Source organism: Thermoplasmata archaeon, assembly GCA_038851035.1.
Lineage (GTDB): Archaea > Thermoplasmatota > DTKX01 > VGTL01 > VGTL01 > JAWCLH01.
In genome coordinates this window covers 1-23,922 of sequence record JAWCLH010000020.1, presented here as the reverse complement: position 1 = coordinate 23,922, position 23,922 = coordinate 1, and the positions used below count along the sequence as shown (strand labels likewise).

The window sequence follows — 23,922 nt, the reverse complement described above, 5'->3', positions numbered from 1 at the left end:
AGCCTCATTCAACCCGCCACACCCCCTTTGTCCAGCACGGAGAACAGGGGCTGGCTAACGTCCCAGTCCATCACCACAGCTCCGTGAGCGCGTAGTTCTGATATCAGGTTGTCCCTCTCAAGCATTGCAATTCCCACTTTTTTACCCGGCTTTCCTTCGGAGAGCTCCATCTCGATTCCTATGAGAGAAGGGCAGAGGAATACCACCTCATGCCCCCGGTCCTTCATCAAACGGACCGCCTCGATGAGGGTTTCGTCAGCGTCCAAGCTGGTTATCACAAAAAGGGTTGAGTGGGGAGGGATGTGCATGAGGGATGTCTCTAGGGCGGTGAGGAGGGGTATGTCGCCCCTTGCGTAGGTCCCAACGAGTGCGGTGGTGAGGTTCTGGAGCTGCCTCTCACCGACACTCGGGAAAAATGTCCTGACCTCATCGCCATAGGTTACAAGGCCCACCTCGTTCCGGCCGCGGAGGAGGTGGGTGCAGAGGGAGACTGCAGCCTTCACCGAGAACTCGAGCGGGTTCCTCAGGGTCGAGCCGCGACCTGTCACCCACCTAGCATCCACGAAAATCATGACATTGCACAAGTTCTCCTTCTCGTACTCGTTAACAAGCCATTTCCTGTGCCTGACCGATGCCTTCCAGTTGATTCTCTTGAAGGCATCGCCCATCACATAATCCCTGATGTAATAAAACTCGGAGCCGAGCCCAGTCTGCCTCTGGGCGACCATGCCAAAATAGGGAATCGTATACCGGGAGGTGATGGGGACAGAGTGGATCTCCATGGGACGCGGGTAGACGGAGAGATAGCCCCTCTCAACTATCTGCTCCTCCTCGAAGAAAAGGAAGGACGGGTCCCTTCTCCTGAGCAGCACTGGTCCCAGCACGTAATGCCCTCTCAAGGGTGTCTCGATGGTGTAGCCCATCATCGCCTCCTCGCCTGGCTCGAGGTGGGCTAAGAGCCTGTTGGAGCCCGCATGCACCCTCATTTGAGCGGGGAGAGTGTCGTAGATTTCAATCAAGGCCCCAACCCTGCCCTCGTTTCGCACCCAAGCCCCAATTTCCAGCGTGTCCCCCTCCAAGACCCGGGTGAGATGAATTGGCCTCTCCACCCTTATCGCAGGCCTGAAGAGGTGGCTGACTGCTATGAAAGAGCACAATACAATGCCGAGCGTAAATAGCTGAATATCCTCCAAAATGAACCCCACGAGACCGCAGAGAACGCCCGCGGAGACTATCGTGGCCGCCTTCATCGTCCACACGTTCAGGTCCTCCTCCACTCGCTAGCAGCGTCTACGAGCTCATCCATCCGTTCCAGCGGCACGCTGTCAGGGTCCCGTACTAGAGCGAGCAGATCCCCGTGGTTGATGATGGCAGAGAGCTCCGCCTCTCCCAGCCTCTCGAATTCGTCGGGGTAAAGCCCCATGGAGATTCTCACTTTTTCCAGAAATGCCCTGCGAAGGCGCAGCCGGTCCTCGGGACGGAAGCGCCTGTCGGCGAGGTGGTACAGGGTGAAGTCGTAGAGGTTGTCCTCGTGGTGCCACTCCGCGGGCGTCCTCACTCTCGATACTGCAAGCATTAAAGCGAGAATAGTGATGGTGGAGAGTGTCGCCCTCCCCCATAGATTGTCCAGGGCCAGCACCTCGAGCAGCATTCCTGTCCTCCACATCCCCTCACGGAAGGTTGCTGGCCTGTGCCTGCTCTCCTCAAAGATTAGCTCCCTCGCGTCAGGAAAGAACTTCCTGATACAGTTCATTATGAACCTAGCGTTGTCCGCCCTAGTCCACATGTCATTGATAAATATTCCCGGGTCTGAGAATATAAGGACCGAGCCGTAACCGTGGCGTATCCAAGCGGCGACCGCGTAGGACGCCGAGCCCTCATCGATATCCCTCTCTCCGTTTGAGTTGTTGTCCAGCCAAGACTCTTCATCCGTGAGGGCCAGTACTTCGCCTCCCGACACACTCTCGAGAGCAGTAGGTTCATTGAGCAAGATGGTGTACTCCACCCCATCGAGAGACACATTCACCCTGACGAAGGCCGGGTTCCTCTCGAAAGAAGCGCTCCAGAGCCTCCTCCCCGAAATTCCTACCCCGAACCGACTGGCCAGCGCTCCACCGTAGCCGAAGTCGTCAGCCAAGAGAAGAGAGCCGCCGTCTTTAACGAAATCAACAATCGCCTCAATCTCTGTGGAGAGGTAGGGTTTCTCGAGACCAATTATTGCTAGGGCCCTTTGTGTAGATACGGAAGACTCGCTGGCTCGGAGAATCACCGGGGTGGAGACTATTGAGGAAGTTATGTAGCCAGTTCGCTGGAGTGAGCTCCTAAGGCCAGAGAGGTCGTCCCACCCATCGTCGTATGCCGAGAGGTGGCGGACCCCGGTGAGAAAGTCAGACACTCCTGCGAGAAGAATTATGAGCGGGACGGTCATGAGGACGATACGCGTCTTTCTCTCCAGCAACCATCTGGCGACCCGGCCGTCCATTCACACTCACTCTAGCCACTATACCGCTAGACAGTGTTTAGGTTGGTAATAAAACTCCCATATGATAGTAAATTTTATATGTGGATTTTAAACCGCACCAATTTTCGGATATAAGCTAGGCGTTATATACTCTATTCATGGCAGCCGAGGTCACGACCATGACGATGGAGGGGAGCGAGGCTCACTTTATTGACCAGTATCAGGCCAAGACCCAGATAGAGAAGTGCGAGGCGCAACTCAGGGAGTTCGAAGCGACTGGAAAGGACCTCTCAGAAGCCCAGCGTTATCTCAAGATAGCCAGGTCATTCTACAGGCTCGGCTCCTTCACAAAGGCCTTTCTATTCGCCGTCAGGGCCCGCAGGGTCGCAAGGGAATAGGAGGCGTCTCCAGTGGCCGGACCCCTCCCCTCCGTCGCATCTTATATTAACCTCACAAGCTCATAATTGAAACTGCTCCGGGAATCCTCCGGAGCGGTGTCCCGGAAAAAGAAAGAGGTGTGGTTCGATGAGCTCTCCCCGAGCGCTCACGCTGGCTGTTTTTCTTATTCTAGGCGCTGCCCTCCTCTCGGCGTTCGCGTCACCTCTGGAGGCTCAAAGGGGCTCCTCATGGCCGATGTTCAGGGGAGACAGTGAGCACCGCGGCTTCCTCGACGGCCGCCTTTCACCACGACCCGCCCTTCTTTACGAGGTAAGCACAGGTGGCGGCCTGCCCACTTCTCCTGTATCGGTGGGGGACAGAATCTATTTCGGATCTTCGGACGGAGGAATTCATTGTCTCCACGAGGCCAATGGTACCGAGTCCTGGCGCTTCAGCATGGGGGACCGGGTGAGTTCCGTGCCGTTACTGCACGGGGACCAGCTCTTTGCAATATCTGAGAGCGGCCGGCTTTGCGCCATCAGCGCCTCAAGCGGCGAGCTGCGCTGGGAGCTCCGCCTCCCGCACAACGGGAGCTTCGTCGGTCCCCTAGTGGCATCCGGCGAGCGCCTGATCGCGGTTGACGATAGGGGAGGGGTTCACTGCATCGGCATAGAGAACGGCGGCCGGCTTCTCTGGAGCTCCAGTGTCGGTGGCAGGGTTATCGGGGCACCGAGCATAGGCGGGGACATGGTATACGTTCCCATGGAAACCGGTTCCCTCACGGCCCTCTACCTCGCAAACGGTACGACCATCTGGACAATTGACATCGCCCAAGGCACAATAGACGCCTTCACACCGGCTTACAGGGATGGCAGGCTCTTCATCGGCACGAGAGGGAGGACCGCGTTATGCATCAACTCCTCGAGCGGTGCGCAGATCTGGTCCGCGAGCGTGAAGGCGGCAGTATCTACCTCGGCGGCCCTCGATGACACCCGCGTCTACTTCGGAATAGAAAGCGGCCTAGTCGTTGCCCTCTCTCAGGAAAATGGAACAGAGCTTTGGTGCCATGAAATCTCAGGGAAAATCAGCTCCTCTCCAGTGGTGATGGGCGAGGAAGTCATAGTGGGGTCGGAAAGTGGATGGCTCGTCGGCCTGGAGGCCTCGACTGGCATGGAGCTCTGGAATTACAGTCTGACAAGCAGGTTGACCGCGTCGCCCGCTCTACGCTGTGAGCTTCTTATCGTCACCACATTGGATGGAAAACTGCTCGCCCTCGGGCCATCAGGGGACATCAAGCCCATCGCCAGGCTGGAGGCCTCCACGCTAAGGGTGTCCGTGGACGAGCCCATCCGCTTCTCCGCAATAAACTCCTCCCACCCCGCTGGAGTCCCTATAACCGAGTTCAGCTTTGACTTCGGCGACGGAACTTCCACGGGATGGATATCCAGTGCAAGCGTTGAGCACTTATATCGGACAAAAGGCAATTTCAACGTTGAGCTGAAGGTAAGGGCAGGCGACGGCTCCGAGAGCGCCCCGGCCCATCTATTCGTGGATGTGTTCAATCTCAGGCCCTCGGCGCGCCTCATTCTCCCAGAGAGGGCCGTCGCGGGCAGGGCTGTAGCCATGGTTGCCGAGTCGTCCGATCCGGACGGGGTCATCGCGCTGTACGAGTGGGACTTCGAGGGCGATGGAAGGTACGACTGGATGGGGACCTTCCTCCAGGCGGGCTTTTCCCACACTTACGAGAGAAACGGAACCTACGCGCCAACACTCAGAGTCACGGACGATAACGGAAGCAGCGTGGTGGTTTCGGCCACCCTCATCGTTGCAGCTCCCTCACCGTCCCCCGCGCCCTCGCCCCTTACACATCCAGCGGTCATCGCATCGATATCGCTGAGCGCTCTGGCTCTCGCCGGCGTGGCCCTCTCCGCGACGGAATTCGGCAAGTACAGGTTGCTCCTTTTCTTTATCGTGCCGCTGTACGTGCGCCTCAAGAAAGACGAGGTCCTAGACAACTATATCCGCGGCAAGATTCATGGCTATATTATCGCCAACCCTGGCGACCACTACAACTCGATTCGTGACGCCCTCGAGCTCTCCAACGGCATCGTCGCCCACCACTTGCACACCCTCGAGCGCGAGGGGCTGATTCACAGCGTCAGGGACGGGATGTACAGAAGGTTCTTCCCAGCTAACGCCAAACTACCACCAGAGGACGAGGGGCATTTTAACATCCAGAAGAGAATTCTGGCCATCATCAGGAACAACCCCGGCATATCCCAGAAGGAGATCGCCCAGATGGCTGGCGTCAGCAGCCCCACAGTGAATTATCACGTCAGCGTTCTGGCGACTGCGCGGATGATTCGGGTGGAGAAGCTGGGGCGAAGGACCAGATGCTTCGTCATCGAGCGAGAGGAGACCTAACTCTGACCCCAATACAACCCCCCTGAAAAACCCTGCCGTGCCCTAGTTAAATTATAATTATTTTGTCACTGAGCTCCGAGAGAGCCCTAAAAAGAAGAAATGCACAATCCAAAAACCTCATATATTCGAAAAACATACGGCTTTGCAGAGTGCTAACAAGTGACAGTGTCCCCCAGAATTGAAACATCAATCGGCGATATGCAGGGACTAGGGGGTGGTTTGGACGCCCACAACGGGGAAGGCGAAGAGACAGCTCCAGGACCCGCCCTTTAAATTCGAGGGCAAGCTCGCGGAAGAGGTCGCCGCTCTCTGCGGCGAGAGCTTCACGGGATGTTACCAATGCGGCACATGCTCGGCCGGGTGCCCCTTCGCTGAGGAGATGGACCTCACCCCGGACGAGGTCATCCGCTTCGTGATCATGAACAAAAAGTCCGTTCTCAGCTCCCGGACGATATGGCTCTGCTCTTCATGCTTCATCTGTGCCGAGAGGTGCCCTCGGGACATCAACCTCACAAAGGTGATGGAGGCGTTGCGCCAGATTGTTCTGAGACAGAACATTGATCGCGTCAGGATTTCTGACTTGACGGAAGAGGAGAAGAAGCACATTCCGCAGATCGCTTTTGTCAGCCTGTTCAGGAAGAGCATCGGTTGAGATTTGTATGGAGCTTCTCTACTACCCCGGTTGCACGCTGAAGACCTCGGCCAAGCCCCTCGAGAGGTCCGCTTTCGCGGTGGCGAGGGTGCTGGGCTACGAGCTCGTCGAGATGAAGGAGTGGAACTGCTGCGGCGTCGTCGCCTCCCTTACCACCGACGACCTGATGAGGCATCTAGCGCCCCTCCGGAACCTAATTCACGTCGAGGACGAGGGCAGGGACAGGGTGGTCTGCCTCTGCGAGATGTGCTCCAATACCCTAAAGCAAACTCACAACAGGATGGTCGAGAGGCCCGAGGACCTCGAGAAGCTCAGCTCATTCATGGACGAGGAGCACAGATATAAAAAGAGCGTGAGGGTTCTTCACTTCCTTGAGCTGCTAAGGGACGAGGTCGGCTTCGACAAACTGAGGAAGAGGGTCAAGAGGCCCCTGAAGGACATGAGTATCATGCCGTACTACGGCTGCATGCTCGTCCGACCTAGAGAGGTGGCCATTGACGACGCCGAGCGGCCGGTGGTCCTCTCCGGCCTACTCAGGGCAATCGGGGCCACGGTCGTGGAGAATCCGTTCAGCATCGAGTGCTGCGGCTCCTATCACACGATAGACCAGAAAGAGTTCACATCCAGAAGGGCATATCGCATATCGGAGTTCGCCCGGAGGGCCGGAGCCGAGGCCATAGCGCTCTCGTGTCCCCTCTGCCGGTACAACCTCGACGTAAGGGGGAAAGAGGCCGAGAGGCTCTTCGAGGGCTACAGGCAGATGCCGGTTTTCTACTACACCCAGCTCCTCGCGCTCGCTCTCGGTGTGGACGCCGGGGAGCTGGGACTGGAGGAAAACGCGGTTGACCCCGCGCCTCTCCTGAGGGCGAAGGGGATAATGAAAATATAGGGGTGAGCGGTAGATGAATGAGAATGCGGTCCATGATGTGCTCCATAAAGGAGTCAGCACAGAGAAGCCGGAGGAGGCGGGGAGGCCCTTTTGCAATGTCTACATAATGGGTAAAAGGTACCGGGTCCCGGCGGGCTTTACTTTGATGAAGGCGATGGAGTACGCCGGCTACCAGCTCATACGCGGTTGCGGCTGCCGTGCAGGCTTCTGCGGTGCCTGCGCCACGGTATACAGGAAGGCTAGGGAGCAGAAGCTCCAGTTCGCCCTGGCCTGCCAGAAGCTAGTGGAGGACGAGCTCTACCTCGTACAGATTCCCTTCGTTCCGGCGGAGAAGGCATTATACGACATCAACAAAATAAGGCCGGAGGCTAACACCATCCTCTCTTTCTACCCGGAGATAGCTAGGTGCGTTTCCTGCAACACTTGCACCAAGTCTTGCGCCCAAGACGTGAAGGTGATGATGTACATCCAGAGCGCTCTGAGGGGCGACATAGCGAAGGCGGCCGAGCTCTCCTTCGATTGTATCCAGTGCGGTATGTGCGCGATGAGGTGCCCCGCGGATATAAAGCACTACCACGTCGCCCAGCTGGCGCGAAGGCTGCGCGGAAAGTATCTGGACAAGAAGTCGAAGAACCTGCAGAGGCGCCTTGAGGAAATCTCCCGGGGCAAGTTCGATGCAGAGCTAAACGCCCTGATGAGCATGAGCCTTCCCGAGCTGAGGAGACTCTACGCCAATCGAAAGATAGAGGCGGAGAAGGAGTGAGGTGGTGAGGTAAATGAAAATGATAGAGGGCTATCCGGAATACATGTACGAGTCGATCAAGCTGGTTGAGGCAAAGCGGCACGAGAACATCTCCCGTCAGGTAAAGCCGATGAGCTTAGAGGAGAGGGAGAGAATTCTGAAGCGCTTCCACCCTGACTATATGGAAGGGACGAAGAGGGAGGTGCGTATAGGAATCGACAAAGGGAAGCTCATGTACAACGGCATCGTAGACCTCCTTGAGTCCAGGTCCGCCCTAGACACAAAGGAAATCGACCTCACTCGCATAGATTTCGACGTCGACATACTCATAATTGGCGGCGGCGGGGCCGGCACCGTCGCGGCCCTCTTCGCGAACGACTCAGGGGTCCCTAGGGACAGAATTCTGATCGTGACCAAACTCCGACACGGCGACGCAAATTCGATGATGGCCCAGGGGGGAATTCAGGCCGCCGATAGACCGGAGGACAGTCCAGTGATTCATTATCTAGACATATATGGTGGCGGGCACTTCACCAACAAGCCCGAGCTCGTGCGCGCACTGGCGATGGACGCACCGCTGATCATCAAGTGGCACGAGGAACTCGGAGTGATGTACGACAGGGACGATGAAGGGGAGTTCCTAGAACTCTCGGGTGGCGGCACATCGCGAAACAGAATGCACAGCGCTAAAGACTACACAGGCATGGAAATAATGAGAACAATTCGGGACGAGGCCCGGAACAGGGAGATACCCGTCCTCGAGTTCTGCCCAGTGGTCGAGCTCCTCTTAGACGATAGTGGCGCGGTTTCGGGCGCCGTGGCATTCAATATAGAAACCGGAGAGTACCATGTAATTCGGGCAAAGGCCACGATTCTCGCCACGGGCGGGAGCGGGCGCCTCCACCTCTGCGACTATCCCACAACCAACCACTACGGCGCCACGGGCGACGGCCTTGTGATGGCGTATCACGTGGGCGCGAACCTCGTGGACCTTGACACAATCCAGATACACCCCACGGGGGACGCCTACCCGGACGCTGTTATCGGAATCCTGACGACGGAGAAGGTGAGGGGTCTAGGGGCCATACCAGTGAACAAGAACGGAGACCCCTTCGTCTTCCCTCTTGAGCCGAGGGACGTTGAGTCTGCGGCTTTCATACGGGAGTGCAGGGAGGGCAGGGGCATCGTGACACCGTCGGGAATGCCAGGTGTCTGGCTCGACACGCCGATGATAGATATCATCCATGGTGAGGGTACGATAGAGAAGAAACTCGCGGGTGAGGTCAGGAGGTTCCGCAGGTTCGGAATCAATATTGTGAAGCTACCCATACTAGTCTACCCGACATTGCACTACCAGAACGGCGGCGTAGAAATCAACGCGAGGACTGAGACCAGGGTCCCCGGCCTCTTCGCGGCCGGTGAGGTATCGGGAGGGGTGCATGGAAAGAACAGGCTGATGGGCAACTCCCTGCTCGACTTCAACGTTTTCGGCCGGAGGGCAGGTATATACGCGGCAGAGTATGTGAAGAAAAGAACAGTGGGCAAACTAACTCTGCGGCACATTGAAGAATACAACAGGGCCGTGGAGGCGCTCGGGGTGCCCCCTGAGCGAAAAGCGCCGATAATTCTTCCTGAGTACAGGGGGAAGGAAGCCATGGCCCGCGCGCTTGATATTCTGTGAGGGGTGACGATGATTATCGTTCTGGAGGACTGGTGCAAGGGGTGCGAGGTCTGCATCAAGCGCTGCCCGGTGAAGGCCCTGGAGCCGTCCAAGAAGATGAACAAGAGAGGCGTCTTCCCGCCGAAGCTCAAGGAGCCCAACGAGTGCAACTTCTGCCGTCTCTGCGAGTTGCTCTGCCCCGACTTCGCCCTGGCCGTGATTCCTGAGGAGAGAAAAGAAGTGCCGAAGAAGAGCAGACTGATAATCGGAGGTAATGTGAATGAAGTATGAGAGGGACCCGGTGAGAATTCGGAGGGTCATTGGGGACAAGGTCCAGTTCGTGCAGGGGGATATAGCCATCACCTACGGAGCGCTCCTCGCGGGCTGCTCCTTTTTCGGAGGCTACCCGATAACCCCCGCGTCAGAGGTGGCGGAGGAGATGGCCCTCCTGCTGCCCCGCGTTAAAGGTACCTACATCCAGATGGAGGACGAGATAGGGAGCATAGCGGCCGTTATCGGCGCCTCGTGGGGCGGCGCAAAGGCGATGACCGCAACCTCCGGGCCGGGATTCTCGTTGATGATGGAGAACTACGGTTATGCTATCATGACGGAGACACCGTGTGTCATCGCCGACATACAGAGGACTGGGCCCTCGACTGGCCAGCCCACGCTCGGCGCCCAGGGGGACATGATGCAGGTGCGCTGGGGAACCCACGGGGACATCGAGGCCATAGCGCTGGCGCCGAGCACCTGTCAGGAATGTCTGGACATGACGGTCGAGGCTTTCAACCTAGCCGAGAAGTACAGGCACCCGGTATGCATAATGGCGGATGGAGAGATAGGACACCTCAGAGAAAAGGTGGTGATACCCGAAGAGAACGAGCTGAAGCTCGTAGAAAGGGTCAAGGCGACCGTAGAACCCGAGAAGTTCTTACCATTCGGACCCTCGCAATCGCGTGATAGCAGGGTCCCGGACTTCCCCGTCTTCGGCACGGGCTACAGAGTCTATGTCACGGGTCTCACCCACAACAAGCTCGGCTTTCCCGCTACGGATAAGCAAAGGGACCACGAGGAGCTGATAATGAGAATAGTGAGCAAGATCTCAGACGACAGAGAGGCGCTGACGGACGTGGAGAAAATACAGCTTGACGACGCTGAGGTCGCATTCGTCACGTACGGGGCTTCGGCCCGGCCCACCGAGACCGCCATCGAACTCCTTAGGAAGAAGGGTGTGAGGGCAGGGATGCTCAGGCTGAGGCACGTCTGGCCATTCCCGAGGGCCGTGATAAAAGAGCTCTCGAAAAAGGTGAGGAGGATTGTTGTTGCGGAAATGAACCTAGGCCAAATTGTTCATCCGGTGAGGGAATGGGCCGCGGGTGACTGCGAGGTGGTATTGGCACCAAAGGTGGGGGGGGAGATGCACCTACCCCAAGAGCTGATTCCCTACGCGGAGGGATAAAAATGACCGATATCATTGATGGTGAGAAGTTGAGGCAGAAATACCTGCGCAAGGGAATGTTGCCGACAATTTTCTGTGCTGGCTGTGGCCACGGCTCTGCCATAGACTATGTTCTCCGCGCCATTGATGAGTTAGGACTCGATATGGACAAAGTCGCCTTCGCTTCGGGAATCGGCTGCTCCTCGAGAATTCCGGGCTACCTCAACGCCGACGGCCTCCACACCACTCATGGAAGGGCGCTTGCGTTCGCCACCGGCCTGAAAGCGGCCAACCCCGACCTAACCGTTATCGTGTTTACGGGTGATGGTGACGGGATCGGCATAGGCGGGAATCACTTCATCCACGCCGCGCGGAGGAATATAGACATCACCGTCATCCTGCTGAACAACTTCATCTATGGGATGACAGGAGGCCAGTTGGCTCCGACCGCCCCACTGGGAAGTATCGCCTCAACTGCACCCTACGGCAATATTGAGGACGCTTTCAACATCTGTGAGCTCGCCAAGGCACTGGGCGCGGCATACGTGGCAAGATGGCCCATTCACTACCCATACCAGCCAATCAAATCAATCAAGGAGGGGATAATGAACAAGGGCTTCGCTCTCATAGAGCTTATGTCCCCCTGCCCCACCGCTTTTGGAAGGAATAATAAGATGGGAGATGTGGACGTGCTTTGGCGGTGGTACGAGGAGCACTCAATTCTTGTCGAGGACTACGAGAGGATAATGACCTACGGTACGGAGGAGGAAAAGGAGATGGTCAGGGGCAAGTTCCAAATCGGGGTGTTCCAGAATGTGAGGAAAGAGGGCTTCTTCGAGAGGAACGACAGGCTCATCCAGAGATTGATAGCGGAAGACGATGCAAGGTGGGCGAAGGAGGGTAAGTAATGAGGAAAGAGATACGCATCAGCGGCTTCGGGGGACAGGGAATAATCCTGGCCGGGGTGATTCTGGGGAAGGCCGCCTGCGTCTATTCCAACTATAACGCCGTCCAGAGCCAGTCCTACGGCCCGGAGGCTAGAGGTGGGGCCGCAAGGGCGGAGGTCATTATTTCCGACGAGAAGATAGGATATCCGAGACCCACGAGTTTGGACCTCTTTGTCGCAATGGCCCAGGAGGCCTTCAACACCTATAAGAAAGACATAAGGAACGACACTGTGGTCATCGTTGAGCCGGACCTAGTTCCAGAGCATGACATAGGGAGGGGCGTATACAAGATACCAGCACAGAGAATAGCCATGAGCCTAGGCAACAAGATAGTGACAAATATCGCCATGGTCGGCGGGATTACTGGGGTATATAAATTGCTAGAACCAGACGCCGTAAGGAAAGCTGTACTAGACAGCGTTCCAAAACGGTTTGCTGAGCTGAATTTACAGGCTTTCGAGAAAGGGCTGGAGGCAGGACTGAATGCCAGGGCCGAGTGAGATAATCTGGCGCTACTACGAGGACGTTCCCTTTGAGGAGGACTACTGCGTCGAGCTGCCCGAGAGGCTGAAACACCTCGACGCCACGCCGAGGTTTGAGACCACTCCTAGAATTGTTTCGGAGATGTCTTTCCGGAGAAAGAAGAAAATCCTCGAGGGCGATGTGCTTGTTGTGGGCGCCGGAATCACGGGAATGCAGGCGGCCATAGACATCGCCGACAAGGGCTTCAGGGTAATCGTGATAGACAAGTCCTCGACCATTGGGGGCAACATGGTCAAACTCGACAAGACCTTCCCGACGAACGACTGCTCGATATGCACCTGCGCCCCAAAGATGGTAGAGGTCGCGAGGCATCCTAATATCACACTCATAACCTATGCTGAGCTTGCTAAGCTAGACGGGGCGGTGGGCAACTTCACGGCTCACATTTTCAGGAAGAGCAAATACGTCGACCCGTCGAGGTGCACAGGCTGCGGAGACTGCGCGGCCGTCTGTCCTGTGGAGGTTATCAATCCCTTCGATGAGAAACTCTCGAAGAGGAAGGCCATATACATCGAGTTCCCGCAGGCTGTGCCAATCGTCTACACAATAGATTACGAGCATTGCACGGGATGCGGCTCCTGCGAGAGGGTATGCGAGCCCAAGGCGATATCCTTCCTCGAGAAGTCGGAGGATATCGAGGTCAATATCGGAAGCGTAGTCGTCGCCACAGGCTTCGAGCTCTTCGAGCCGCTCGAGATGAGGAGGGAGTACGGCTACGGAAAGTACCCGAACGTCATCTCGGCCATGCAATACGAGAGGCTGCTATCCTCCTTCGGACCAACCGAAGGCAAGATTCTAAGGCCCTCCGATGGCGCAAAACCGAAGTCGATAGCTTGGATACAGTGTGTCGGTTCCCGGAGCAAGCAGCTGGGGTTCCCCTACTGCTCCCGCGTCTGCTGCATGTACGCAACCAAAGAAGCCTCAATAACGAAGGAAGCCGACCCCTCCACGGACGTCACGATATTCTACATGGACATGAGGGCCTTCGGAAAGGACTTCCAGCAATACTACGAGAATGCGAAAAAGCTCGGGGTGAACTTCATCAGGGCCCGGCCCTCCTCTGTCTACCAGAACCCTGACAAGAGCTTAACTGTTCGCTATCTTGACACACATACAAGAGAGCTCAGGGAGAAAACGGTTGACCTGCTGGTTCTCTCCACGGCCATCGTTCCTTCCAAGGACAACCGAAAGCTGGCTAGGATATTGGAAATCGAGGTGGACGAGAGCGGGTTCTTCAGGTCAGCCGATATTCTTTCCAACCCTACCCAGTCCACAAGAGAGGGAGTATTCTTGGCTGGCTGCAACCAGGGTCCCAAGGACATTCCAGATAGCGTCTCGATGGGCAGCGGGGCCGCCGCCAGAGCGATAGTTCCGATTGTGAGAAGAAAGAGGGCCGCCCGGCCTGAGTTGCCCCCTGAAAGGGACGTGGTCGGGGAGCCGCCCCGCATAGGAGTTTTCATATGCCACTGCGGTAAAAACATCGCTGGCTACCTCGATGTGGCTGCTGTAACGGAATATGCAAAGACTCTTCCAAATGTTGTCTTCGCGGACCACGACATGTTCGTTTGCTCCCAAGACGTCCAGAAGAAAATAAAGGAGAAGATAAATGAAATGGCTCTGAATCGAATCGTTGTGGCGGCCTGCTCCCCCCGTACCCATGGCCCTCTTTTTCAGGAGACGCTGGTCCAGGCGGGCTTGAACAAGTACCTGTTCGAGATGGCAAACATCCGCAACCACTGTTCCTGGGTCCACTCCCACGAGCCAGATAAAGCGACGGAGAAGGCGAAGGACCTGGTCAGGATTGCGGTGACCAAGGCGGCAATGCTCGAGCCGCTCCAAGAGAGGAGCGTGCCTGTCACCCCCAGAATTCTCGTTATCGGTGGCGGCCTTTCTGGCATGAGAGCTGCGCTGGCGCTCGCGGAGATGGGTATAGAGTCGATTATTCTCGAGAAAAACAAAGAGCTCGGCGGGAACCTGAACGACCTCCACTCGCTCTTCCCAATGGACATCAAAGCTTCTGATATAATAGAACCGCTGAAGGTGAGGGTGGGAAAGGAGAGGCTGATCACCGTTCTGACTGAGTCGGAGTTACTGGACGTTGAGGGCTTCATTGGAAACTTCAAAGCCCGGGTAAGAACGCCGATGGGAGAGAAGGTGCTCGAGTTCGGAACGGCCATTATCGCTACTGGGTTTAAAGAGATAGATCTGGAAGGGAGGTATTCATACGGGAAGAGCCCAAAGATAATCACCCAGCTCCAGCTCGAACGAATGCTCAAAGAGGAGAACGTGCCGAAAGTGAAGAGCGTGGTGGTGATAAACTGTGCAGGCTCCATGGACGAGCTGAGACCCTACTGCTGCCGCATCGGCTGTGGAGTGGCGATAAAGAATGCAAAGCTGCTGAGTCAGCACAATCCGGGTGCTGAGATAACTCTTCTCTACAGAGACATCAGAGTCTTCGGGAAGGAAGAGGAAGAGTACTACGCTGATGTCATAGAGAAGTATGGGGTTAAAATTATCCGCTACCTACCCGAGATGGGACCGGAAGTCGAGGTTGACGCAAGAGGAAATGTGAAGGTGAAAGTGGTTGACGCGGTCTACGGCGACGAATATATCCTACCGGCGGACCTTGTGGTTCTGACGGCCGAGACCGAGGGCAACGTCGCCACGGAGCAGATCAAGCAGTTCTTCAAGGTCCCCGCGGGGCTGGGCAACTTCTTCACCGAGGCCCATGCCAAAATCAGGCCCCTGGACTTCTCCTCGGATGGGGTCTACATATGCGGCAGCGCCCACTACCCCAAGAACCTCGCGGACACGATTGCCCAGGCCGAAGGCGCAGCCTCCAGAGCCGCCATTCCCATAATGCAAGGGGAGATAAGGCTCTCTGGAAATGTTTCATATGTTGATGCCACCAAGTGCGACGGCTGCGCCTACTGTGTGGACCCCTGCCCATTCAAAGGAATAACGCTGAAGGAGATAACGAGGGACGGCCAGACCAAGAAGATAGTGGAAGTCAATGAGGCGATATGCAAAGGCTGTGGGGTGTGTATGGCGACCTGTCCCAAGCAGGGGGTGTATGTGAAAGGATTCGCCTATAATCAGATAATGGCTCAGGCCAAAGCTGCTATAGAGAGGTGCGTGGAGCCGCCCCCGGAGGTCTTCGAGCCCCGCATAGTGGCGTTCTGTTGCAATTGGTGCTCGTACGCCGGCGCCGACTTGGCCGGTGTGTCCAGGCTCCAGTACCCCCCAAATGTTCGCATCATCAGGGTTATGTGTTCCGGAATGATTCACCCCAACTTCGTCATCGAGACCCTGACCTCCGGTGCGGACGGGGTCATCATCTGCGGTTGTCACCCGGGCGACTGCCACTATCTGGACGGGAATAAAAAGGCGGCCCAGAGAGCCGAGGCAATCAAACTGATGCTTCAGGACCTGGGCCTCGAGGAAGGGCGCTTCAGGCTGGAATGGATATCTGCCTCGGAGGGCCAGCGGTTTGCCGAGGTCATGCGGGAGATGGTGCAGGAGGTAAAGGAGCTAGGACCTAACCCCTACCGGAAGTAGCGCTATATTGAATGGGGATTGGCGAATTCCCTGCTCCCTCCCCCCTAGGGTCACCTTACTCCTTAAGATAGAGGATGTCTTCCCACGGATGCCTATACAGGCCCTGCTTGAGCCTCTTCTGGTCGAGGTAGTGCGCCATGAGGCCGATGCTGCGCCCGAGCACGAAAAGGCCGTTCAGCGCGCCCATATTGATGTATTCATCCGCCTCCTCCTTGCCCATCTCGTTCCTAAGCAGGTCTGCGAAGCACACGCCTATGCAGCCGTCCACGTTCAGGATAAGGTTGTCCCTTTTGGCCGTGGTTATCTTCTCCACCTCGAGGGCGTAGTCCAGAATCGGCGTGGCCTTGAAGTGCTTCTTTGCGTAGCCCTTGATGAGCGTGACCCTCACATCTGGGTTGTGTATGGATTTCACAAGGTGGCCTATACCCTGTATATTCACGCCTTTGGCCTTCATTTCATCCACGAACTGCTTTGGCGTGAGGCCTCTGTCGAAGGCGCTAGAGAACATCTGGGCCGCGCCGTCCACTGCCCCTCCGAACCTGGGGCCGATGGTCAGCATCCCCGAGACTAGAGAAGATATGAGGTCTTTGCCCGCCCTGGCCGCCACTATAGTGTTATGGGCGCCAGAGACCGCAGGCCCGTGGTCCGCTGTTATCATCAAGACCATCTCTATGAACTTCGTGGCATATTTAGGGAAGAGGCGCTTGAACCAAAGGATGCTCAGCACCCCACCGATGCCGATGTCCTTCTCTATGACCTCAGATATCTTCATGTTGCCGTAGAGAAGTTCTTCTCCACGGTCGTCCGATATCGTACAGATGAAGTTGGCCGGTCTGCGAATCATTCCAGTCTTCAGGGCCACGGCATAGTCCACGGGTATCTTCGGGACGGGCGGCTCGGGCCTTGGGACTATGACTCCTTTTTTCACGAGATTCTCGTAGACCTCCCTGATTTTATCGCCGTAGTCGTCGAACGAGTTGGGCACGATCGCCCCAGCCGCCTTTAGCGCTGCGTTCTTGGCGTCCGCGGTATCCCGGAGCGAGTCCGCCTTGGCCCCCGCGTGCCCGAACTGGACCTCGGTCTTGAAGGCCTTGGCGCAGGTGCCGATGCACCATATGACGAGCGGCTTGGTTATCCTTCCGTCCTTCAGAGCCTCGACGATGTCATATTCGTCCACTCCGCCGACCTCTCCGAGCGCCGCTAGCATCTTGATCTCGGGGTTCTTCTCGTACCTGAGTAGGTGGTCGAGAAGTGTGGTCCCGGGGTAGCGGTCCCCACCTATCGCCATTCCTTCGTAGAGGCCGTCGGTGTTGCGGGCGATGATGTTGTAGCACTCGTTGCTCAGTCCACCTGACTTCGAAACGAACCCCACGGAGCCCGGCCGGTGGAGCTTTGATTCGATGATATTGTCCAGCATTCCACCAGTGTTGCCTATCTTGAAAGCACCGGCCACCACGCCACCGACCGTTGCAGGTCCGATAATCACCTTGTTGAGTCTCTTTGCAAGTGCTATTAGGTGCTTCATCTTCCTTTCAGGGACGCCCTCCGCAATTATTACCACCGTTCTTATCTGCGGGATGTTCAGGGCCTCCTCCGTCGAAGGAGCGGCGGACCTGAAGGACGCAAAGTTTATCACCACATCCACGTTCGGATGCTTCTCTGCCGCCCTTTTCAGCGACTTGTAGATCGGAATCATTATCTGCTGTGTTCCGAAGAAGAATCTTTGGTAGCCATCGGAGCCTGTGGGGTCTATGAGCGCCGCCACGGAGGGCGTGGGCCTGCGGGCCACATAGTCAAAGTCCAGCATCCTCTGGGCCGCGTTCACCTGCATGTTATAGATAAAGGCCTGGGTGTCCCTGTCGAAGAGGACATAATCTGGCCTTGTCTTGGCCTTCACCCCGCTCACCTGCTGCGCCTCTGCCTCGACCATTCAGCTTCCCTCCTTCAGAGCCATTGAAACTATCTTAGTCATGTGGGTCTCAGGTCCATATACCTCGATAGGAACCCCGAGCTCGTTGCCAAGCTCCCTCATCATCCTCAGCCCCTCCTGATAATTTGGCCCGCCGCGCCTGACGTATATCTTTACCTTATTCTCGATCAGCTTCTGTTTGTACTCCTTCAGGGCCCGAATGATTCCCTTAAATGTGTTTGCCACGTCAGTAAAGTTGGCGATGCCGCCCCCTATCAAGAGATACTTGCCCTTCGGGTTGGGCTCGCGGGTCATCAGGTCGAGGATTGTTCTCGCGTAGAGGTACGTGAACTCTTCGTTCGGGTCTCCGGAGTACTCCCCGTAGTTTGCCATCTCATGCATATAGCCCAGATCTGTAATCGTGTCCGAGTAAATTACCGACGCTCCTCCGCCCGCAACCATCGTCCAGATTCTGCCCTTGGGATTGAGAACCGTCAACTTCAGCGAGGCTCCTGTTTTAGAGTCCAGCTCCTCAATGTAGGCCTCCTCCTTCGAAAGAGTTCTGCCGAAGGGCGAGGGGAACTCGATTGGGCCCCATTTCTCCCCGCTCTCGAACTCCGCAGTGTCGTCCAGCTTCGCGGCTAGGTCAAGGGGATAGATTTTGTCCCCCACGACCACTATCGGGTTGATTTCGAGATAGGCGAAGTTCAGGTCTGCGTAGAACTTGAAGAGACCCTCGATAAAGCCGGCTAGGAGGGCCCTTCTCTCCTTCGGGACTTTGCCCAGAAGTCTCTTTTCTATCTCCTCTGCGGTCGGGAAGGTGTCTATCGGCGCCATCCATTTCTCGGCCTTGGCGTCCACATCGCCTACGTTGATTCCACCCTGGTGGTAAAACATGATGGTGTCGCCATCCCTCACGGAGACGATGGCAACGTAGTACTCGTCCTCCTCTTTGTGGGGAATGAAGGGTTCGACGATGAAGTGGTCCAGAACCCCAGTTACATTGCTCACGGTTATCTCCTTCCCCATCCTCTCCTTTATCCAATTTTTAGCTTCCTCCCAAGTCGCGTTTAGGAGAAGGAGCTTGCTCTTTCCCCTCCTCTTGATGAGCTGGTCGGGCTTGACCACCAGCTTCTCGGTCTTGACCCAAGGGTTCTCCACCGGCACATTTTCAAGGTCGGTCTCGGGTCCGATTTTGATGTATTTGTCCTCGAGGGCATACTTGCCGCCGGTGTAGTCCTTCAGTAGCCTGGCCATCATCTTTTTTCCGTCCGCTTCCCTTATCGCCTTCTGAGCCATACAACCACCCTCTCCTTTTTATCAACGCTCAAGTCTCAGACCCTGATTCCCACCATCACACCCCCAGCTTCCGGTCCAGCCTCTGGCCTATCGCCTCTATGAATTCCTCCGTGTAGACCTGCTTGTTGTGGGGGCTTGGCTCGGCCACCTTTATCAGATCCCCTGTCATAATGCCACTCTCCACTGTTTCGATGGATGCTTCCTCAAGCTTCTTCGCAAACTCCACAACCTCTGGGGTACCGTCGAGCTCGCCCCTCTTCTTCAGGCACCCGGTCCAGGCGAATATCAGCGCCATCGGGTTGGAGGAGGTCTTCTCGCCCTTCAGATACTTGTAGTAGTGCTTCTGAACCGTTCCATGCGCTGCCTCGTACTCGAAATACCCGTGCGGCGAGACGAGCACGGAGGTCATCATGGCTAGGCTTCCGTAGGCCGAGCCCAGCATGTCCGACATCACATCGCCATCGTAGTTCTTCACGCTCCAGAGCAGTCCCCCTTCGGACCTCATTATCCTAGCTACGGCGTCGTCTATGAGTGTGAAGAAGTAGGTTATACCCGCAGCCTCGAACTTCTGCTTCCAATTCTTCTCATATTCCTCCTGGAATATTTGCCTGAAGCGCGCATCGTAGGTCTTTGAGATTGTGTCCTTGACCGAGAACCAGAGGTCAACCTTCTGGTCGAGAGCGTAGAGGAAGCTCGCCCTGGCAAAGCTCTGAATTGAGGCGTCGGTGTTGTGGATGCCCTGGAGTATTCCAGGGCCATCGAAGTCATGAATGGTCATCCTTATCGGCTCCCCTCCCTTCTTGGGAGTGAAGACCAGCTCCCCCTTCCCAGGCCCAGGGACCCTTATCTCTGCATTTTTGTACACATCGCCGTACGCGTGCCTGCCGATTATTATCGGCTTCTTCCACTTCCTGACCGCCGGCAGTATATTCTTGACAAGTATTGGTCCCCTGAATATCGTCCCGTCGAGGGCTGCCCTAATGGTGGCATTGGGGCTTTTGTACTCCCGCTTCAGGTTGTACTCCTTGACCCTGTTCTTGTCCGGGGTGATTGTGGCGCACTTGACGCCCACAGTGTGCTTTTTTATAGCCTCCGCGGCTTCAAGAGTTATTCTGTCGTCAGTCTCGTCCCTCTTCTTCAGCCCGAGGTCGTAGTACTCCAGCTTCATGGAGAGGTAGGGCAAGAGGAGCCTTTCCTTCACCATCTTCCACATGACTCTGGTCATCTCGTCACCGTCTATCTCGACTATTGGGTTTTTTACCTCGATTTTATTCACCATTGGTCCCACCTGCCTACTTGCTCTTGATGAACGAAAGGGTCCCTCCCGCCAGAACAATCGCCTTCTGCCTCTCGCTCAGCTCGTAGCTGACCTCGAAATCGAAGCCCTTTGTCTTGTCACTCACGAGCAGGGGCTTCCCTGCCTTTAGCTTCTCCCGGACACCAAGTAGCTCGAGCTCGTCGCCCTGTGCCACTTTATCGTAATCTGATTCATTGACAAATGTGAGGGGCAGAATGCCGAAATTGACGAGATTGGCACTGTGAATTCGCTCGAAGGACTTGGCGATGACTGCCTTGACCCCCATGAACATCGGGCACATCGCGGCATGCTCCCTAGATGAGCCTTGGCCGTAGCTCACCCCGCCAACGATGATGTTGTAGAGCCCCCTCTCCCTGTTCGCCTTCGCCCTTTCGTAGAACTTCGGGTCCACCACCTCGAAGAGGTACTTCGAATATTCAGGCACATTTGACCTGTACTTCATCCTCGCGCCGGCGGGGATGATGTGGTCGGTGGTTATCTTGTCCCCGACCTTGATGGTCACCGCCGCCCTTATGTCCTCTGGGAGCCTCTCGCTCTTTGGCGGCTCTCCTATGTTCGGGCCCCTGAATATCTTTACCTTCTCAGGCTCCGCTGAGGGCGGGAGAATCATTGAGTCGTCGATAATGAACCTCTGGGGCATTTTAACCACTGGGTAGCGAATTCCTAGCTCTCTTGGGTCTGTGACCTTACCAGTGATCACTGCGGCCGCCGCGGTCTCGGGGCTCACTAGGTAGACCTTTGCGTCCTTTGTCCCGGACCTCCCCTCGAAGTTGCGGTTGCTCGTTCTCAGGGAGACGCCAGCGGACTGCGGGGACTGACTATTGCCTATGCAGAACCCGCAGGCGTTCTCGGCGAGTCGCGCTCCAGCTGCGAGTAGGGTCTGGAGGCCGCTGTCCTTGGTTATCATCTGTAGGACCTGCCTCGAGCCCGGGGCGATGACAAAGCTCACGTTGGGGTGGACCTTCTTCCCTTTCAGAATTCTCGCAACCGTCATCAGATCCCTGTATGATGAGTTGGTGCAGGAGCCGAGGCACACCTGGTTGACCTCAAGCCCCTCTAACGATTTCACGGTCGTTATGTTCCCAGGGCTATGGGGAGTGGCCGCAAGGGGCACAAGCTCCGAGAGGTCTATGTCAACTGTCCTGGAGTACTCCGCGTCCGTGTCTGGGGCAAGTGGCTTCCAGTCCTTCACCCTACCTTGAGCTCTTAGGAACTCCCTCGTTCTCTCATCACTAGGAAAGATCGAGGTTGTAACGCCGCACTCCGCCCCCATGTTTGTAATAGTAGCTCTCTCCGGGACCGTCAGGGTTTCGACACCCGGTCCGCAGTACTCAAAGACCGTTCCCACGTTGCCTTTTGTTGTGAATATTTCGAGCACCTTCAGTATCACATCCTTTGCGCTCACCCAGGGCTTCAGCTTCCCTTTCAGATTTATTCTCACCACATTGGGGCATGTCAAGTAGAACGGCTCGCCCGCCATTGCTAGTGCAACATCCAGACCGCCGGCTCCTATTGCGAGTTGGCCCAAGCCGCCCCCGGTCGGCGTGTGGCTATCGGCACCGAGGAGGGTGGTCCCCGGCTTCCCGAAGCGCTCGAGGTGGACCTGGTGGCATATGCCGTTCCCGGCGCGGGAGTAATAGATTCCATACTTCGCGGCCACCGTTTGGAGATAGCGATGGTCATCAGCGTTTTCAAAGCCAACCTGTATTGTGTTGTGGTCCACATAACTCACCGAGAGGTCTGTTTTGACTCTTTCCAGACCCATTGCCTCGAACTGCAGATACGTCATAGTGCCCGTGGCGTCCTGCGTGAGAGTCTGGTCAATCCTGATTCCGATTTCCTCTCCCGGCGCCCACTTCCCAACTTTTAAATGCTCCTCTATGATTTTCTGCGTCAGGCTCTTGCCCATTCGCTCACCCCGTTCATTTTTGCTTGATTCCCATCATGATAGTGATCCACAAAGGCTCCCTTCACTATCCTGTAGTTCAGTCCTCAAGGTCGTGCTTGAAAGCTCCCGTGAGAGCTGCATGCTCGTAAAAGTCCTCGGGCCATTGGTAATTCCTGTCCAGCTCCCTCTGATGGATTTTATCATAGCTCGACAGGAAGAGGCTCAGATGTTCCTCCCATCGCCGTCTGGAGGTCAGGCGCTTGGTCTTTACCTGGGAGGACAGGTCATACGACTTTATCCCCTCTATCTGCACCGCGACTTTTTTAGTGAGTTCCTCTGCTGTCTCATATCGATCCGTTAGGATGGAAAGGAGGATATCGTCGTCCCCCAGGGTATAGGTGATATAGGTCAGATAAGTCGAGGGGGGGTAGGGGTAGCTGATCAACTGTGAATATATTGACTGGTAATGTCTTGGGTCGGTTCTGATAGACACGAGATATCTCTTCAGGTTCTTCGGATGCTTCTTGGGAAGAAGGAAATACGTGGGCTCGACCATGGGAATCGTTCTTGTCTTGTTTATGCTCAGGACGCGGGGCAGCTTGGAGATGATGCACTTTCCAAGGGCCTCTAGGTTCTGTGTTTCAAAGATTACCGCCACCCAGCCCTTTGCCTCCTGCTGTGAAGCGTAAAGAGGTACCACCTCTTTTGTCTCCAGTCTGGGCATCTCTCTCTCGATTTCTTTCCAGAGCTCCTCCAGGCTCTTCTTGGGAAAGAGACGGACAATCACCGTGCTTGTTGAGCGTTCGGCGATATATTTAGCGTATGCCTTCGGGTTGCGCATCCTCCCCTTCTTCCCGGCCGGGACCGAGAAGAGGAAACGGGAGTTGTAGGCAGAGAGCTGGTCCTCGGGGCAGAGATTGAGGAGTTTCACAACTCGAGCGATTTCGAACGCCTCGACCCCATCTATTGTCCTGATTCTATCATTCACGAACTTCGTTATGCTCTCGCGGTCACGAGCGAGGAAAGACAGAATAATGTCGTCATCTCCGAAGGAGAAGGAGAGGTATGTCAGGACGATGTCCTTCGGATAGTCCAGGCTCATGAGAAGCTCTTTGACCTCGTCGTACTTATCGGGTGAAACTTTAAGAAACACTTGATACCTTTCGAGATTCCTGGGGTGGCCTCTCGGCATCGGAAAGAACACGGGATGAATAAGCGGAATGGTTTTGGTCCGGTCGACGGAGATCATCGTGCCGATGTTCTTCAGAAAAACGCTCTGGATGAGCTCCAGCCTCTGGACGTCCATGTTGATACCGATGTACTCCCGCCCCTCCATCTGCTGGGCGAAGAGAGGCATGACTCCCTCCGAGAAAAGGTTGCGCTTCTGAGCCTCGATCAGCTTCCATAGCTCTCCAAGCCCGCCCTTGGGATACAATCTGAGGCAGAGTAACATTTCACCATCTCTCCCGTGACTCTCTCCCTTGACCGGGATCGTGGCTGCATTAATCCATTTTCCCTATAAATAAATTATTATTATCAGGCTTCTGCTACTAATTTTTTGGTAAATACTTCTTCCTCTAGCAAGTAGGAGCCATGACTTGTCCTGACATGCTTGCACGGAAAACCCAGCCGCTCTCGCACAGGTGGTTACCTGTGGACAGAGTTCCAACGCAGGCTCTTGATAGATAATACTGCCATTTAGTCGGCCAACCCCTGACGACCGAGAGAAAGGTTAATCGCGTGGCAGGGCCTTACGGATCTTGATATAACATGAACGCAAAGCCCTGCAATTACCCAAGGGTCAGGGTAGTACATA

18 protein-coding genes are annotated in these 23,922 nt (G+C 55.9%); 11 read left to right on the top strand and 7 right to left on the bottom strand.

The window, feature by feature from the left end; all coding sequences use genetic code 11:
- Positions 1-8 precede the first annotated feature (8 nt).
- Both QW379_07290 and QW379_07285 read right to left on the bottom strand, forming a co-directional pair.
- A complete protein-coding gene (locus QW379_07290) occupies positions 9-1,277 on the bottom strand; it encodes a DUF58 domain-containing protein (GenBank protein MEM2870206.1) in 1,269 nt (422 codons plus the stop codon).
- Positions 1,262-2,482, bottom strand: coding sequence for a DUF4350 domain-containing protein (locus QW379_07285; GenBank protein ID MEM2870205.1), 1,221 nt, complete (start codon positions 2,480-2,482; stop codon positions 1,262-1,264). The genes QW379_07290 and QW379_07285 overlap by 16 nt, the downstream gene beginning before the upstream one ends.
- A gap of 137 nt (positions 2,483-2,619) precedes the next feature.
- On the opposite strand from QW379_07285, the gene QW379_07280 reads away from it, so the two are divergent.
- The 11 genes from QW379_07280 to QW379_07230 all read left to right on the top strand — a co-directional run bounded on the left by QW379_07280 (position 2,620) and on the right by QW379_07230 (position 15,692).
- The gene (locus QW379_07280) at positions 2,620-2,859 is read left to right on the top strand and encodes a hypothetical protein (GenBank protein ID MEM2870204.1); all 240 of its coding nucleotides are present in this window, start codon (positions 2,620-2,622) and stop codon (positions 2,857-2,859) included.
- A gap of 127 nt (positions 2,860-2,986) precedes the next feature.
- Entirely contained in the window at positions 2,987-5,263 is a 2,277-nt protein-coding gene (locus QW379_07275; protein MEM2870203.1) for a PQQ-binding-like beta-propeller repeat protein, read from the top strand.
- A gap of 214 nt (positions 5,264-5,477) precedes the next feature.
- Positions 5,478-5,915, top strand: a complete 438-nt coding sequence (locus QW379_07270) for a 4Fe-4S dicluster domain-containing protein (protein MEM2870202.1) — start codon at positions 5,478-5,480, stop codon at positions 5,913-5,915.
- Between the two features lie 7 nt (positions 5,916-5,922).
- Positions 5,923-6,804 carry a CoB--CoM heterodisulfide reductase iron-sulfur subunit B family protein gene (locus QW379_07265; protein MEM2870201.1) on the top strand — a complete coding sequence of 294 codons (882 nt, stop codon included), beginning with the start codon at positions 5,923-5,925 and terminating at the stop codon, positions 6,802-6,804.
- A gap of 13 nt (positions 6,805-6,817) precedes the next feature.
- Entirely contained in the window at positions 6,818-7,567 is a 750-nt protein-coding gene (locus QW379_07260; protein ID MEM2870200.1) for a 4Fe-4S dicluster domain-containing protein, read from the top strand.
- Positions 7,568-7,580: 13 nt separating this feature from the next.
- Positions 7,581-9,227 carry an FAD-binding protein gene (locus QW379_07255; GenBank protein MEM2870199.1) on the top strand — a complete coding sequence of 549 codons (1,647 nt, stop codon included), beginning with the start codon at positions 7,581-7,583 and terminating at the stop codon, positions 9,225-9,227.
- A 9-nt stretch (positions 9,228-9,236) separates the two neighbouring features.
- Positions 9,237-9,497 carry a 4Fe-4S binding protein gene (locus QW379_07250; protein ID MEM2870198.1) on the top strand — a complete coding sequence of 87 codons (261 nt, stop codon included), beginning with the start codon at positions 9,237-9,239 and terminating at the stop codon, positions 9,495-9,497.
- Positions 9,487-10,665: a 2-oxoacid:acceptor oxidoreductase subunit alpha gene (locus tag QW379_07245; GenBank protein MEM2870197.1), complete on the top strand. Its 1,179-nt coding sequence runs from the start codon at positions 9,487-9,489 to the stop codon at positions 10,663-10,665. Before QW379_07250 ends, QW379_07245 begins: the two co-directional genes overlap by 11 nt.
- Positions 10,666-10,667: 2 nt before the next feature.
- The gene (locus QW379_07240; GenBank protein MEM2870196.1) at positions 10,668-11,552 is read left to right on the top strand and encodes a thiamine pyrophosphate-dependent enzyme; all 885 of its coding nucleotides are present in this window, start codon (positions 10,668-10,670) and stop codon (positions 11,550-11,552) included.
- Positions 11,552-12,091, top strand: coding sequence for a 2-oxoacid:acceptor oxidoreductase family protein (locus QW379_07235; protein ID MEM2870195.1), 540 nt, complete (start codon positions 11,552-11,554; stop codon positions 12,089-12,091). Before QW379_07240 ends, QW379_07235 begins: the two co-directional genes overlap by 1 nt.
- Positions 12,075-15,692 carry a hydrogenase iron-sulfur subunit gene (locus QW379_07230; protein MEM2870194.1) on the top strand — a complete coding sequence of 1,206 codons (3,618 nt, stop codon included), beginning with the start codon at positions 12,075-12,077 and terminating at the stop codon, positions 15,690-15,692. The genes QW379_07235 and QW379_07230 overlap by 17 nt, the downstream gene beginning before the upstream one ends.
- A 55-nt stretch (positions 15,693-15,747) precedes the next feature.
- Here QW379_07230 and QW379_07225 read toward each other — a convergent pair whose 3' ends face one another.
- The 5 genes from QW379_07225 to QW379_07205 all read right to left on the bottom strand — a co-directional run bounded on the left by QW379_07225 (position 15,748) and on the right by QW379_07205 (position 23,559).
- Positions 15,748-17,622: a citrate/2-methylcitrate synthase gene (locus QW379_07225; protein MEM2870193.1), complete on the bottom strand. Its 1,875-nt coding sequence runs from the start codon at positions 17,620-17,622 to the stop codon at positions 15,748-15,750.
- Positions 17,623-18,900, bottom strand: coding sequence for an ATP citrate lyase citrate-binding domain-containing protein (locus QW379_07220; GenBank protein MEM2870192.1), 1,278 nt, complete (start codon positions 18,898-18,900; stop codon positions 17,623-17,625).
- A 55-nt stretch (positions 18,901-18,955) separates the two neighbouring features.
- Positions 18,956-20,179: an NADP-dependent isocitrate dehydrogenase gene (locus QW379_07215; protein ID MEM2870191.1), complete on the bottom strand. Its 1,224-nt coding sequence runs from the start codon at positions 20,177-20,179 to the stop codon at positions 18,956-18,958.
- A 13-nt stretch (positions 20,180-20,192) separates the two neighbouring features.
- A complete protein-coding gene (locus QW379_07210) occupies positions 20,193-22,127 on the bottom strand; it encodes an aconitate hydratase (GenBank protein ID MEM2870190.1) in 1,935 nt (644 codons plus the stop codon).
- 76 nt (positions 22,128-22,203) lie between these two features.
- A complete protein-coding gene (locus tag QW379_07205; GenBank protein MEM2870189.1) occupies positions 22,204-23,559 on the bottom strand; it encodes an Lrp/AsnC ligand binding domain-containing protein in 1,356 nt (451 codons plus the stop codon).
- Positions 23,560-23,922 lie beyond the last annotated feature (363 nt).

Excerpts from the sequence above, each read along its gene's own strand:
- QW379_07285 (MEM2870205.1), bottom strand. The coding sequence starts at position 2,482 with ATGGACGGCCGGGTCGCCAGATGGTTGCTGGAGAGAAAGACGCGTATC.
- QW379_07280 (MEM2870204.1), top strand. The coding sequence starts at position 2,620 with ATGGCAGCCGAGGTCACGACCATGACGATGGAGGGGAGCGAGGCTCAC.
- QW379_07275 (MEM2870203.1), top strand. The coding sequence starts at position 2,987 with ATGAGCTCTCCCCGAGCGCTCACGCTGGCTGTTTTTCTTATTCTAGGC.
- QW379_07265 (MEM2870201.1), top strand. The coding sequence starts at position 5,923 with ATGGAGCTTCTCTACTACCCCGGTTGCACGCTGAAGACCTCGGCCAAG.
- QW379_07260 (MEM2870200.1), top strand. The coding sequence starts at position 6,818 with ATGAATGAGAATGCGGTCCATGATGTGCTCCATAAAGGAGTCAGCACA.
- QW379_07255 (MEM2870199.1), top strand. The coding sequence starts at position 7,581 with ATGAAAATGATAGAGGGCTATCCGGAATACATGTACGAGTCGATCAAG.
- QW379_07250 (MEM2870198.1), top strand. The coding sequence starts at position 9,237 with ATGATTATCGTTCTGGAGGACTGGTGCAAGGGGTGCGAGGTCTGCATC.
- QW379_07245 (MEM2870197.1), top strand. The coding sequence starts at position 9,487 with ATGAAGTATGAGAGGGACCCGGTGAGAATTCGGAGGGTCATTGGGGAC.
- QW379_07240 (MEM2870196.1), top strand. The coding sequence starts at position 10,668 with ATGACCGATATCATTGATGGTGAGAAGTTGAGGCAGAAATACCTGCGC.
- QW379_07235 (MEM2870195.1), top strand. The coding sequence starts at position 11,552 with ATGAGGAAAGAGATACGCATCAGCGGCTTCGGGGGACAGGGAATAATC.
- QW379_07230 (MEM2870194.1), top strand. The coding sequence starts at position 12,075 with ATGCCAGGGCCGAGTGAGATAATCTGGCGCTACTACGAGGACGTTCCC.
- QW379_07225 (MEM2870193.1), bottom strand. The coding sequence starts at position 17,622 with ATGGTCGAGGCAGAGGCGCAGCAGGTGAGCGGGGTGAAGGCCAAGACA.
- QW379_07220 (MEM2870192.1), bottom strand. The coding sequence starts at position 18,900 with ATGGCTCAGAAGGCGATAAGGGAAGCGGACGGAAAAAAGATGATGGCC.
- QW379_07215 (MEM2870191.1), bottom strand. The coding sequence starts at position 20,179 with ATGGTGAATAAAATCGAGGTAAAAAACCCAATAGTCGAGATAGACGGT.
- QW379_07210 (MEM2870190.1), bottom strand. The coding sequence starts at position 22,127 with ATGGGCAAGAGCCTGACGCAGAAAATCATAGAGGAGCATTTAAAAGTT.
- QW379_07205 (MEM2870189.1), bottom strand. The coding sequence starts at position 23,559 with ATGTTACTCTGCCTCAGATTGTATCCCAAGGGCGGGCTTGGAGAGCTA.